The following is a 13723-nucleotide window of genomic DNA, read 5'->3' as shown; positions in this document are numbered from 1 at the left end:
AGCTGAAGCTACGTCCCCTCGTTCTCGCGGTGCTGGCCGCGAGCCTCGTCAGCGGCTGCGCCAGCGGGCCCACGCGCAAGCCAGGCGACCCGCTGGAGCCAATGAACCGCGCGTTCTTCAAGTTCAACGATGCGCTGGACACCGCAGTTGCCGTACCGCTTGCCAAGGGTTACCAGAAGGTGACGCCGCAGCCTTTGCGCACCGCCGTGAGTAATTTCTTTTCGAATCTCGGCGATCTCTCCAATGCCGCGAACAACCTGCTGCAATTAAAAATCACCGATGCCGCCGAGGACGTGATGCGCTTTGCGTTCAACTCGACCTTTGGCCTAGGCGGGCTGCTCGACTTTGCCACGCCAGCGGGCTTGCCCAAGCATCGGCAGGACTTCGGTTTGACGCTGGGGCATTGGGGCGTGCCGTCGGGGCCGTACCTGGTGCTGCCGGTATTCGGGCCGAGCTCGCTGCGAGACAGCATGGGACTGGTGGTGGATGTGCGCTTTAATCCGCTGAATTATGCGGAGCCTGCGGTGCGCTATCCGCTGTATGTGACGCAGTTTGTCAGCGTGCGTTCGGACTTGCTGGGAGCGTCGGAGCTGTTGAACCAGGCGGCCCTGGATAAATACTCATTTGTCCGCGATGCGTTTACCCAGCAGCGGCGCGCCCGTTTGCAGGGGGCGACCACCGCGCCGATGCCATTGCCGGATTACGGTGATTACGGTGATCCCGATGACGATACTGGTGCGGCGGGGGCGGCGAATGGGCTGGAGCCATCTGCTGTGACTGGTGCTGTGGTGGGAAGTCGTGAGGGTGATGCGGCTACCACGGCTACCACGGCTGGCTCCGCTGCCAGCGTTTCTGCTACGGCTATCGCCAACTCCGCTGCCAGCGCCATCGCTCCGGCTACGGCCAACTCCGCTGCTAGCGCCATCGTTCCGGACACGGCCAACTCCGCTGCCAGCTCCATCGCTCCGGACACGGCCAACTCCGCTGCCAGCTCCATCGCTCCGGACACAGCCAACTCCGCTGCCAGCTCCATCGCTCCGGACACGACCAACTCCGCTGCCAGCTCCACTAACAAACCAGCCGTGGCCCCTTGAGCAATTGATGTCTGCCATCGCGCTCCCAACCCTCTATTTGATTACGCCCGAGCCGGACCTCGCGCAGAGTGGCTCCGGAGCGTTTCTTGAGCGCCTTTCCACCGCGCTACTCCGTGGCATCAAACTCGTGCAGCTCCGCGCCAAAACCATGACGCCCGAGGCTTACGCCCTGCTCGCGCACGCCGTCGCGCAACGCTGCCACGCGCACCACGCCAATCTGATCCTGAATGGCCCGGCGCTATCGCACGCCACCCTCGACAGCATCGGTGCCGATGGCATCCACCTCGGCAGCCGGCAACTCATGGCAGCCTCCGCCCGCCCCAGGCCATTGATGCGGTGGGTCTCGGCCGCCTGCCATACCCCTGCCGAATTACGGCACGCCGAGCACCTCGGCCTCGACTTCGTCACGCTCTCGCCCGTGCGCCCCACCGCGACTCACCCCGAAGCCCCAGCGCTAGGCTGGGAGGCTTTCGCCACTATGGCCAGCGCTGCCCGCCTGCCGGTGTTCGCGCTCGGTGGCATGACGCCCGCGCACCTCACGCAGGCCCAGTCATGTGGCGCACATGGCATCGCTGCGATTCGCGGGCTATGGTGAAGGGCAAATAAGGCGATAGGGCTAACCAAAATTCTGGCTGAGCTGGGCCACGAGGAATTTCGTGACCCAGCGCCCAATACCGCTACCTCACGCAGCAGAGGTTTTTATACCGATGACCTGGCTTTAAACTGGCGGAGAAATTCCTGTAAATCTGTATATTTCAGCCACCTTGTCATTTTCAAAGATTTTGCATAAATAGCCAAAGCCATGAAATGAAGAAACTTCTCCGCTGCGGGGTTTTTAGTGCTGCATTTATTATATTGCGCCATAACAGGCCGAATTGCATTTTTATACCCCCCTGTTTCCACACGGGTTTCCTTCACATTCATCTTGGCGATATTAAAACCAACATCATCAAGAAATTTCTCAAGCGCTTCTTTTATAATCACAACCTCATTCTTCGATTTTTCACTTTCCTTCAGATAATGATAAAGCTCCGGCACCTTTTTTAGCTTTAAATTCATCTCGTTATTTTGCCGGCATAATTCATCAATTTCCACTCCAGTCATATTATCTGCGTACGATGAAATAAGCAATTTTATTACATCGCGCATTTCTTCATGTCTTTTCAATGAAAAACCAGGCTTTTCTTCAAAAATGTTAGAAGTGACAAACTCTAATGACCGATAGGAGTGTTCGGAATATTTGGTCGGATCATTCAATATAAGATCTGCATAATAGTCAAAAAACAGCTCAGCCAAATTTATTTCGCTTTTATTCCAGGACGAAGTCCCATTAATGCTTTTCACAGAAACAGCTCGCACCTCTTTCTCTTTATCCTTCGTGTCCAGGCAGCAGTTAACAAAGATATTTTCGATATCACCCAAAAAATGGTTAAGAATTATCGAATTTTCTTCTTCTTCTTTTTTTCGAGCTGAAACTTCCGACTCAGTTTCATTAGGGGAAACAGCTTTAGTTATTGAAGCGATCAGACTTTTTTTAGGGGGATTGGATTTATACTGATCGGAAATTTTTGGCAGGGAAAAATTCTCTGATACCAACTCAATAAATCCCTCAGGATTTATTTTATTTCCTCCTTCTCGATTAAAATTTTCAACCAATATTCTGAAATTTTGCGGTAAAGAATGTTGATTGTTTGATGAGTTTAACAGCTCATTAGAGTGGGACTTGTCCAGCCCTTGCGACATAATATTGTTACTGGAACATGCTTCCGACAACGGATCGGAAATAATACTGCTTTTACTCAATTTTCCAGAATTATTTTCTTCAATAAGAACAGGGTTTTTCCCGCCGATATCGGCAGAAAAACTATTTAAACCCTCTTGACCCAAGGCTTTATTATCCCCAGACTTTACAATCTGGATTTCATTATTTTTCGAATCATTATCTTTGTTGGTCTGCAATGTATGCGACCGGCTGCGCCCTACGTTAGAAGGCAATCCCGATTTATTTAAGCTCATTTAATTATCCGCCTGAAAAATTAATAAATTTACGCATTCCACCATGACCATTGATGCAACTGGCAACCTCAAATTCCCTTTGTCGAATGCGCCGTGCCCCGCCCATTTGAGAGCTTGGGTTAACCCTAGGTAACCTGGCTGACCAATCCGTTCCATTGTTGGTCAAATTTTCCCGTCATTTCCTGGGACAATTATTTCAATGGCATAACAGAGCCGTGAAAATATATTGCTCTTTCAGGCCAAAGCAAGCCACGGATCGTTTTGTGGTCTGGCCCAAGTTTTATCCATGCAAAAATCGGCCAGGAACGGTGGCGACCAGGACAAGCTGAGCAAGAAAATTATTTTTCTGCTTGTGTCCTGGTATAAATTGCATAGCACCGGCAGACTTGAAAATCCCGATAAAGTCCGATCCAATCATCAGAAATAATTAAATCCCTGATTTTCAAAAAAATCGCCCGCAATATAAATTGCAGCAATTTTTTCACAATAATATTTTGCTCAGCGGAAGCCTGATATCGCTTTATTTCCAGTCGGATTTTTTCTTTATGGGTATTTATTGCCACATGGCCATGTGGCATTGATCCAGATTAAATTTAATATTTTTCATGCAATTACTTCTCATACTTGCCGCGCACTTCAAGGCCAATGGCCCGGCGCTATCACACGCAGCCTTCGACAGCATCGGTGCCGATGGCATCCACCTCGGTCTCGACTTCATCACGCTTGCGCCCGTGCGCCCCACCGCGACTCACGCCGAAACCCCGCCGCCAGGCTGAAAAGCTTTCGCCACTATGGCCAGTGCTGCCCGCAGCCAGTGTTCACACTCGGTGGCGTGACGCCCGCGCACCTCATTCGGGCCCCGTCATGTGGGGCACATGGCATGCGGCAATTCACGGGCTGCGGTGAGGTGCAAACAAGGCCAAACAAGGCGAGAGGGCTAAACAAAATGCTGCCTGGACTCGGCCACGGGGAATTTCGTGGCCCGGCGCCCAATACCGCTACCTCGCGCAGCTAATATTTTTAACTTGATGCTTTCGGTTTAAATTGGCGGAGAAATTCCTGTAAATCTGTATATGTCAGCCATTTTTTCATTTCCAAAGATTCCGCATAAACAGCCAAAGCCATGAATCGAAGAAATCTCGTCACCTCGGGATTTTTATCGCTGCATCCATTATATTCAAGCATTGCAGATCGAATTTTCCTCTTATAGTCCAACGTTTCCACATGGGTCTTCCTAGAGACCTCAGTTTTCGCAATTTTTATACGGATATTAAAATCAATATCACCAACAAATTCTTCGAGGATTTTTCCTCTTTCTTCATTACTCGCTTGACTGCAATTTTTCTTCAGATAATCACAAACCCCTAAAGACAGTATATTGGACATTTCCGCCAAAGTACTTTCTCCATACTTATATTTACCCGCTGCCTCTTCAAGCAAATAATTCGGATACCAATCAATAATGCCTTTTATTGTGTCGCGCATAATATTATATTTTTTCAATGAAAAATCACCAGGCCCCTTCGAAGTTTGAAGGCAATTGAATTTCAATTCCTTATAAGACTTTTTAACATATTTAATTTCATTATTCGATATGAGATATGCGTAATAATCAATAAACAGGTCCATCAAATTTTTTTCGGAGCTGCTTCCCGGAATATCATCAACACTTTTCACAGAAATGGCCACTTCATTTTTATCGCTCTCGAGCAAGCCGCATTTAATGAATATATATTCGACGGCGTCAGAAAAACCTTCAAGTTTCTTCGAATTATTTTCTTCTTCTGCATTCAGTGCAGCTTTTCTACCGGAAAAAACGCTGACAACTGGGGCGAACAGGCTTTTTTCAGGAGGATCATTTCCAGACAAATCCTCAATGTCTGGAAACGAAAAATCTTTTGATAATAATTTAAAAAACCCCTCGAGATTTCTTACACTCACCCCCGCTTCTTAATATTTTCAACCAAATCCTTGAATGCTGGCTGTACAGCGTCCCGATTATTTGATGAATTTAATGACTCACTGGGCTGGATCTTATTCAGCTCTTGCGCCGGAATACTGTTACTGAAATTTTTTTCAAACAGATTATAGTCGCCAATTTTATTGACATTCTCAGATAACGAATCGCAAGCGATACTACTTTCATCCAAGCCCCCAGAAACCCCGGAATTTCTTTTTGAATTGCTTTCTTCAGCAAGAGATAGACATTTATTGTCGAGCTTGTTATGTGGCGTATCCTTCTGCTCGTGCTCCAAAACTCTAATATCACCAGGTTCCAAAACAGTGTATTTGTTATTTTTCGAATTCTTCTTTCGATGAGCCGATAGCATATTAATATCAGGCTGATTTGTTACCATCATCACACCCGACTGCCATGTAATTTCGCCCATATACCCATCCAACTGAAAATAAATAAAGTTCTGCATTCCACCATTACCATAAATACAATTGATAATCTCAAGTGCTCTTTGATCGAATGCGCTATGTCCCACCAATTTAATGGCTTGGGTTAACGCTAAGTAACCTGGTTGCTCAATTTGTCCCACCACTTCCCCGGGACAATTATTTCATTGCATAACAGGACCGTGAAAACATCTCGCTCTTTCAGGCCAGACCAAGAGACGAATCGTGGTCTGGCCTGATTATCAAATTAGGCAAAAAGCATGCTAAATGCAGCGGCAACCAGAACAGGCTGCTCAGGCAAAATTATTTTTCTGCTTGTGCCCTGATATAAATTGCACAGCATCCGTCAGACTTGAAAATCCCGATAAAGCCCGATCAAGTCATCAGAAGCAACCGAACCTTTGATTTTCAAAAAATTGCCAGCAATATAAATTGCAGCAATTTTTTCACAGCAAAATTTTGCTCTGCGGAAGCCTGATATCGCTTTATTTCCAGTCGGATTTTTTCTTTACGGGTATTTATTACTACATGGCCATGTGGCATTGATTCAGATTAATTGAATATTTTTCATGCAATTATTTCTCATGCTTGCCACGCACTTCAAGGTCAATGGCCCGGCGCTATCACACGCAGCCTTCGACAGCATCGGTGCCGATGGCATCCACCTCGGCCTCGGCTTCATCACGCTTGCGCCCGTGCGCCCCACCGCGACTCACGCCGAAACCCCGCCGCCAGGTTGAAAGGCTTTCGCCACTATGGCCGGCGCATGCCTGGCCGGTGTTCACACTCGGTGGCGTAACGCCCGCGCACCTCATGCGGGCCCAGTCATGTGGCGCACATGGCATGCGGCAATTCACGGGCTGAGGTGAGGTGCAAACAAGGCCAAACAAGGCAAGAGGGCTAACCAAAATGCTGCCTGGACTGGGCCACGGGGAATTTCGTGGCCCAGCGCCCAATACCGCTACCTCGCGCAGCTAATATTTTTAACTTGATGTCTTCGGTTTAAATTGGCGGGTAAATTCCTGTAAATCCGTATATTTCAGCCATTTTTTCATTTCCAAAGATTCCGTATAAACAGCCAAAGTCATGGATCGAAGAAATCTCTTCACCTCAGGGTTTTTATCGCTGCTTTTCTGATATTCAAGCATTGCAGATCGAATTGCCTTCTTATGGCTCCCCGTTTCCACATGGATCGTCTCAGAGCCATCCGTTCCCGCAAGAGCCTTATCTACACTCATCTTTTCGATATTAAAATCAATATCACTAACAAATCTTTTGAGAATTTTTTTTATTTCCGCACCATTCAAATTACTACAAAAATTCCTCAGATAAACATAAACTCCGAAAGAACTTCTATCGAGCATTTTCTGGTATGTACTTTCACCAAATTTACAAATCTCCATTCCAGTCGAACTATCATGGCACAAAAGAATAATGTGCTTTATTGCACTGCGTATAGTTTGATATTTTTCCAATGAAAAAGCAGGAGTTTCCCCCCGAATCGTCAGAATCAATAAAAGTCAATTTCCTATATAACTTCCCAATATATTTAGCCGGATTATTAGACACGAGATATAAATAATAAGCAATAAATAAATCCATCAACTTTCTTTCGGGGCCACTCCCTGGAATTTCGTCATTCATTTCCACAGATATGTTTTCTCCATTTTTAGCACTTTCGAGCAAGCCGCATTCAGTGAAAATATTCTTGACAACATCAGAAAAATCTTTAAGTTTCTCATAATTATTTTTTTCTTCTAAAATTAGATACTCAGCTGCCACTTCAGTTTTTTTATCGGAAAAAACGGCGATTACTGAAGTAATCAGTTTTTTTTCAGGATGACAATGTTCATAAATATCATTAATTACTGGAAATGTATCATTTTTTGATAAAATATTAAAAATTCCCTCAAAATCCTTTACCTCTGCCCCCTCCTTCATAAAATTTCCAATCAAATCCGTGAGTGTTAGCTGAACAGAATCCTGATTATTTGATGACTCACTGGGTTGGATCTTACTCAGCTCTTGCGCCGGAAGACTATTACTGGAATTTTTTTCATGCAGATTAGAGCCGTCAGTTTTATTGGCATTTTCAGATAATGAATCGAAAATAATAACATTGTCATCCAGGCCCCCAGCAACCCCGGGATTTCTTTTTGAATTACTTTCTGCAGCAAGAGATATATCTTTACCGTCGAGCCTGTCAGTTATCATAGCCACAAACTCGTCATGCGGCATGTCCTTCAACATATCGTATGACATGACTCTATTATCGCCAGGTTCCGAAACAGTGTATCCGTTATTTTTCGAATTATTATTTCGATGGCCCGATATCGATAGTGTTTCAAGCTTACTGCCTACGCTTTTCACACTCGACTTCCATGTAGTTCCAACCATATACCCATCCAACTGAAAATGAATAAAGTTCTACATTCCACCATTACCACAGATGCAATTGACAGTCTCAAATGCTCTTTGATCGAATGCGCTATGCCCCACCAATTTAATGGCTTGAGTTAACGCTAAGTAACCTGGTTGCTCAATTTGTCTCGCCACTTCCCTGGGACAATTATTTCATTGCATAACAGGACCGTGGAAACATATCGCTCTTTCGGGCCAGACCAGGAGACGATCCGCGGCCTGGCCTGATTATCAATTTAGGCAAAAAGTATGCCAAATACAGCGGCAACCAGAACAGGCTGGTCAGGCAAAATTGTTTTTCTGTTTGTGCCCTGATATAAATTGCACAGCATCCGTCAGACTTGGAAATCCCGATAAAGCCCGATCAAGTCATCAGAAGTAACCGAATCCCTGATTTTCAAAGTTTTCAGATAAATCGCCAGCAACATAAACTGCAATAAATTTTTCATAGCAGGATTTTGCTTAGCAGAAGCCTGATATTGTTTCATTTCAGACCGGATTTTCCCTTTATGGGTACTCGTTACCACATGACCATACTGCATTTTATCCAGATTGAATTTAATATTTTTAATCTGAATTTTTAATGCTTGAATATCTGCCCATGGATCAGAGCTGTCATAGCGCTGCATATACGCATCCAGCTCTTTGAATTTAGAAGAAACCACTATCGAATGACGCTTTAGATAATATTCATATAACGTTTCTCCAGCCCAGTTTTTTTGACATCCAGATACAATATTTTCTACCTCACGCAACACATCTTTATAATAGCTCCTCGAAAAAATATTATTCTTTTCCGCAATCTCTTCATTAATAAAATCGATTTTTATATACGATTTACCAACAAAATCATTTTTACTCCGCTGAACGAGATCGAAATAGTATAAAAAAACCAAATCAAGCAATTTTTTCTCTTGCTCGCCGCACAATCCGAAACCTTTGATATCTGCGGCAGAAATGACTTTCTCCTTTTCATTCTCTACCCGAATACAGCATTTTGTAAAAATCTGCTCTACGTTGCCAAGAGATTGTGTCAACACCTCCAAATTGTGCGCCTCTTCAATTTTTCGAGCTTGTTTCTGTGCAGAATTCTCTCCGCCAAACAATTTTTTTACAGAAAACAAAAAACCCCACACCCCTTTCTCATTAGAGTTATTTTTTAATGCTGGTAACTTACAAATAAAGTTATCGTCACAAAGCGCCAATAAATCTTTAATTTCAACATTTTCTTTTTTTAGCAGATCTTCAATTTTGTCAGCCAAGTTCACAGCATTCGCAAAATCGCTGACAGGTAAATTGCTTAACTCAACAGCGCATGGCTCAAAAAATTTATCGTCTACAGTCGAATCGCGCCCCGTCTTTAACAAAATACCAACCAAATTTTTCTGCTCGAGTGCAGATTTACTAACATACACAGCCTTACCGTCTCCGGATTTTTCAAGACTAAATCGACTAGAAAAATCTTTACTCTCAACATCATTTTCAACTTTCTTCTCGCCACCAACCATTGGTGCTGCACTAATATTCATTACTTTATCCCCCAAATAATCAACTCCCCGCTTCCCACCATGGGATAGAAAACAGGCAATTACACCGGCATTTAATTAAATACGCTGTTCGTTCTTCAGTGCCGTCTACTGATCCCACTCAGTAACCTGACTGACAAGTCCGTTCCAAAATCGCGCAAGAAAACTTCGGGTTAACCAGATATCGAACACAGATGCAGAACAGCCCCTTCGGTTGAACTGGCCCACGTGACCATCGCAGCGGCCCTCCGCCACGCCAGAGTAGAATGCCCAAGCATCGCCCCGCCCGCCAGGGCACCTCACCGGCAGTCCCTGCTACTGCCCCGCCGTCCAAAACGTGATCTGCCTGCTGTTTCGTCATACCCAGCAATAACCAGAAATAACCAGCAGGACCCGCCGTTTCCGTCGCTGGCACACGTTGCGCCGCATCGGCGCACATGCGGTCAAAGCACTCCGTCACCGCTCGTCAGCCCCATTAATGCTTGTTCCACAACCAGCCTAATGAGCCATACAGAGCCGTCCCCCGCCGTTCTACTTCAGCGTCTGCAGGCCGTGCGCCGCCGTAGCGTCGCACTTGCCGCCACACTCTCAGCCGAAGATCAGTGCATTCAGTCGATGCCCGATGCCAGTCCCACCAAGTGGCATCTGGCACACACCACCTGGTTTTTCGAAACATTGCTGCTGTGTGTTTATGTGCCTGGCTACACGCCGTTCAATCGCGCGTTCCAGTACCTGTTCAATTCCTATTACGAGGCGCTCGGGCCGCGCCATACCCGTGCGGAACGCGGGCTGCTGTCGCGCCCGTCAGTCGCCGAGGTCAACGCCTATCGGCAGCATGTCGATCAAGCGCTACAGGCGTTGCTCGAAACCGCCGATGACGCGCTGTGCGCCACGCTCACGCCAGTGCTGGTGCTTGGCCTGGCGCACGAGGAGCAGCACCAGGAATTGCTGGTGACCGACATTCTTCACGCGTTCTGGTGCAATCCGCTGCTGCCCGCTTACCAGCCTGCGCCGTCGGCGCTCGCACTCGCGCCCGTGGCCTGCCACGAGGCCGCGCCTGCATCACGCACCACAGACTGGCTCAGCCATCCCGGCGGCATCGTCGAAATCGGCCACAGCGGCACCCGCTTCGCGTTCGATAACGAGGCACCCGCGCATCCGGTGCTATTGCAGCCCTTTGCGCTGGCCAGACAACTGGTGACGTGCGGGGAATACGCGCGCTTTATCGCTGACGGTGGCTATCAGCGCAGCGAATTCTGGCTCTCGGATGGCTGGGCCATGGTCCAGGCGCAGGGCTGGCGCGCCCCAGCCTACTGGCTCGAAGCCGATGATCCACGGCTCACGCTCGCAGGCCTCGAACGGCCGGGGCTGTCAGGCTGGCAGGTTTTCGGCATCGGCGGCGTGATGCCATTCGATGCCGATGCTCCCGTTACCCACATCAGTTTTTATGAGGCAGCGGCCTACGCTGCCTGGGCGGGTGCCCGCCTGCCTACCGAGTTCGAATGGGAAGCAGGCGCACGCCTGCCCGGCATGCAGCAATTGACGGGACACGTGTGGCAATGGACCCGTTCTTCCTACGATCCCTACCCGGGGTTTGCGCCGTTACCCGGGGTGGCTGCCGAATACAACGGCAAGTTCATGGTCGGGCAGCGGGTCTTGCGCGGTGGCAGCCTCGCCACGCCCGCAGGCCACACACGTCCGAGCTACCGCAACTTCTTCCCACCGCCTGCGCGCTGGCAATTCTCGGGAGTACGCCTTGCCAAAGACCTCTGATTTACGCCATCAGACCCGCTCCGCCGCTCTGACAGATGCCGCGGATGCCACCGATACAGCGGATGCCACTGCGGCAACGAACACAGCGTCGCTCAAAACATCGGCCGCCACCCTGCTCGCCGGGGCCACTGACTCGGCAGTCGTGATGCTCAGGCCGCACGCGCAAATAGCGGCCAGCACAACCTTTGCTGAAGACGTGCTCGCGGGTCTCGGGGCAACGCCACGCAGTGTGCCGCCCAAATATTTCTATGACGCGGCGGGTTCGGCGCTGTTCGACCGCATCTGCGACTTGCCTGAGTACTATCCGACGCGCACTGAGCTGAATCTGCTGACCCGCTACGGTGCGGCCATGGCACAGCAGATCGGCCCGGATGCGGAGCTGGTTGAATTTGGTGCGGGCTCGCTCACCAAGGTTCGGCTGCTGCTGGATGCCTTTGCACCCGGCACCGCACCCCGGCGCTACTTTCCACTCGATATTTCCGCAGGCCATCTCGCGGCGGCGGCCGAGCGCTTGCGCGCGGATTACCCGCAACTGGAAGTAGAGCCTGTTGCAGCCGACTACCTGGCACACCTGACGCTGCCACCCGTGCGCGCAGCCAGCGGCCGGCGCGTGGGCTTTTTCCCGGGTTCGACGATTGGCAATTTCAGCCCGGCGCAAGCACATACCTTCTTGCGCCGCGCGGCAGGCTGGCTCGCGGGGGGAGGCTTGCTGGTGGGCGTTGATCTGGTGAAAGACCCCGCGCTTTTGCACGCGGCGTACAACGATGCGCAAGGAATCACCGCGCAGTTCAACCTCAACTTGCTTCGCCGGATGAACCGGGAGCTGGCAGCAGACTTCGATCTCAACCAGTTCGCGCATTACGCGTTTTATCAGCCGCTGCTGCGGCGCGTGGAAATGCATCTGGTTAGCCAGTGCGCGCAGTCGGTGCAGCTAGCAGGCCATGTGTTCTCGTTCGCGGAAGGCGAAACCCTGCATACCGAGAATTCATACAAGTTCACGCTTGACGGGTTTCGGGCCATGGCCCTCGCGGCCGGATTCCGCCCTGGGCCGGTGTGGACCGATGAGGCGAAGCTATTTAGCGTGCATTGGCTGGAAGCACCGGGTGGGTAAATAGCCACGCAGCGGGCGATGGTTCAGCGGTGAGCCCATATGGCCAATGGGCTGGGCTGGGGCTGGGGCTGGATTCACCGGCACAGCGGATTGCGCTTCGCTGCGGATCTTGAGGCGGCGTTCCCCCCAAGGTTTTTAGAAATTTCCCCCTCGGTTTTACGCAGCGGCGGCGTCAACGGGAAGACGCACCGCACTGCTGCGCAAGAGCCGGTGTTGCTCCAGCCGCGTTTCCAGCCGCGTTTCCAGCCGCTGTTTCCAGCCGCTGTTTCCAGCCGAGTTAACGGCCCACGGCTGGCTGCTGCACGATCACGCCGTACCAGCCTAGCCCTTGATAGGTTTCGTAACCTGGCGTCGCGGCGAAAGCGATCAACGCACCCTGAGCATCACGATAAGCGCCGCTGCGCTGGCCTCCGGTGCTCAAGCGGCAAGTTTCCTGCAACAAGCCCTGACCATCCGAGCTAGCCAGCACCCGGTGTTTGGCATCCACGATCAGGCAACGCGTGCGCTGCCATTCCTCTTCTGAGAGCCGCACGTTTTTCACCACGTTCGAAGCCTGAGGTGCCCAGTCGAAAAAAATCAGCAACGCCCCCAACGGCTCACCATTCGCGCTCGCATCACGCCGGATCGCGGTGCCGTAAATCGCCACGTGCGCGCGCTCCAGCAGCGGCAATGCCGTCACATCGCTGGCGACATAAGCCGCACTACTAGACGTTTTCAGCGCCTGACGAAACCACGGCGCGTCCGCCACATTCGTGCCCGCTACGGGATAACGCCCACCACGGCCATTCGCCACAATCGTGCCCGCAGCATCAACAATCCAGATATCGCGGTAGACGGTATAGCTTTCGAGAATCACTGCCAGACGCTGGGCAGCATGCGCGCTCGCGGCAGCGGAGGCATGCGTCAGGCAATCGACCATCGCTGAATCCGTGGCCCACCAGCGCACATCGCACGAACGCTCGTACAGGTTGCGGTCAATCACATCAATCATGTTCAACGCCAGATCAGCACAACGCTGGCCATCCAGTGAGTGCAGGTGAACCATCATCTGGTCGCCCAGATCGGTAAGCCGGGTCATTGCACCCGCCAGTTCACGGTTCAGCGAGGTGGTGACGTCCGAGATACGCGCTGCGACCTGCTTGACCTGGTTAGCCACCACCGCAAAGCCCTTGCCCGCATCCCCTGCGCGAGCAGCCTCGATCAACGCGTTGAGCGCCAGAAAAGTGGTCTCCCGGTTGATGTCATTGATATCCGCGATCTTGCCGGTGGTCAGGCGTTTGACCTGATGAGCGAGGTCGACAATTTCTTTCGGGTTGGACATGAGGGGCTCACGGGTCGGTATTGCAGATCGCGCCAAAGACGGCGCGTGGAATCAATCG

13 protein-coding genes are annotated in these 13723 nt (G+C 50.2%); 6 read left to right on the top strand and 7 right to left on the bottom strand.

What is annotated here, in order from left to right:
* Positions 1–2: 2 nt before the first annotated feature.
* Both GH656_RS14130 and GH656_RS14125 read left to right on the top strand, forming a co-directional pair.
* Complete coding sequence (locus GH656_RS14130) at positions 3–1094, top strand: MlaA family lipoprotein (protein ID WP_153077331.1); 1092 nt, start codon at positions 3–5, stop codon at positions 1092–1094.
* Positions 1095–1101: 7 nt separating this feature from the next.
* Entirely contained in the window at positions 1102–1689 is a 588-nt protein-coding gene (locus GH656_RS14125) for a thiamine phosphate synthase (RefSeq protein WP_174769788.1), read from the top strand.
* 104 nt (positions 1690–1793) lie between these two features.
* Here GH656_RS14125 and GH656_RS14120 read toward each other — a convergent pair whose 3' ends face one another.
* Positions 1794–3110, bottom strand: a complete 1317-nt coding sequence (locus GH656_RS14120) for a hypothetical protein (RefSeq protein ID WP_153076716.1) — start codon at positions 3108–3110, stop codon at positions 1794–1796.
* Between the two features lie 605 nt (positions 3111–3715).
* Here GH656_RS14120 and GH656_RS14115 point away from each other — a divergent pair.
* Entirely contained in the window at positions 3716–3886 is a 171-nt protein-coding gene (locus tag GH656_RS14115) for a hypothetical protein (RefSeq protein ID WP_153076715.1), read from the top strand.
* A gap of 244 nt (positions 3887–4130) precedes the next feature.
* Here GH656_RS14115 and GH656_RS14110 read toward each other — a convergent pair whose 3' ends face one another.
* The gene (locus tag GH656_RS14110) at positions 4131–5051 is read right to left on the bottom strand and encodes a hypothetical protein (RefSeq protein WP_153076714.1); all 921 of its coding nucleotides are present in this window, start codon (positions 5049–5051) and stop codon (positions 4131–4133) included.
* Complete coding sequence (locus tag GH656_RS14105; RefSeq protein ID WP_153076713.1) at positions 5048–5656, bottom strand: hypothetical protein; 609 nt, start codon at positions 5654–5656, stop codon at positions 5048–5050. The genes GH656_RS14110 and GH656_RS14105 overlap by 4 nt, the downstream gene beginning before the upstream one ends.
* 426 nt (positions 5657–6082) lie before the next feature.
* Here GH656_RS14105 and GH656_RS14100 point away from each other — a divergent pair, with 426 nt between their 5' ends.
* Positions 6083–6253, top strand: a complete 171-nt coding sequence (locus GH656_RS14100) for a hypothetical protein (protein ID WP_153076712.1) — start codon at positions 6083–6085, stop codon at positions 6251–6253.
* 243 nt (positions 6254–6496) lie between these two features.
* On the opposite strand, the gene GH656_RS14095 is transcribed toward GH656_RS14100, so the two are convergent.
* From GH656_RS14095 to GH656_RS14085, 3 genes are all read right to left on the bottom strand, one after another.
* Positions 6497–6820: a hypothetical protein gene (locus GH656_RS14095; RefSeq protein WP_217352292.1), complete on the bottom strand. Its 324-nt coding sequence runs from the start codon at positions 6818–6820 to the stop codon at positions 6497–6499.
* A gap of 109 nt (positions 6821–6929) precedes the next feature.
* Positions 6930–7883, bottom strand: a complete 954-nt coding sequence (locus tag GH656_RS14090) for a hypothetical protein (protein WP_153076710.1) — start codon at positions 7881–7883, stop codon at positions 6930–6932.
* 386 nt (positions 7884–8269) lie between these two features.
* Positions 8270–9463, bottom strand: coding sequence for a hypothetical protein (locus GH656_RS14085; protein ID WP_153076709.1), 1194 nt, complete (start codon positions 9461–9463; stop codon positions 8270–8272).
* Positions 9464–9961: 498 nt separating this feature from the next.
* On the opposite strand from GH656_RS14085, the gene egtB reads away from it, so the two are divergent.
* Both egtB and egtD read left to right on the top strand, forming a co-directional pair.
* Positions 9962–11233 (top strand): ergothioneine biosynthesis protein EgtB, encoded by a 1272-nt coding sequence (egtB, locus tag GH656_RS14080; protein ID WP_153076708.1) that lies wholly within the window; start codon positions 9962–9964, stop codon positions 11231–11233.
* Between the two features lie 145 nt (positions 11234–11378).
* Positions 11379–12344, top strand: a complete 966-nt coding sequence (egtD, locus tag GH656_RS14075) for an L-histidine N(alpha)-methyltransferase (RefSeq protein WP_153077330.1) — start codon at positions 11379–11381, stop codon at positions 12342–12344.
* A gap of 277 nt (positions 12345–12621) precedes the next feature.
* Here egtD and GH656_RS18180 read toward each other — a convergent pair whose 3' ends face one another.
* Entirely contained in the window at positions 12622–13665 is a 1044-nt protein-coding gene (locus GH656_RS18180) for a methyl-accepting chemotaxis protein (RefSeq protein ID WP_153076707.1), read from the bottom strand.
* Between the last annotated feature and the right edge of the window lie 58 nt (positions 13666–13723).

The organism is Paraburkholderia bonniea, assembly GCF_009455625.1.
Lineage (GTDB): Bacteria > Pseudomonadota > Gammaproteobacteria > Burkholderiales > Burkholderiaceae > Paraburkholderia > Paraburkholderia bonniea.
This window is presented reverse-complemented; position numbering and strand designations above follow the sequence as displayed.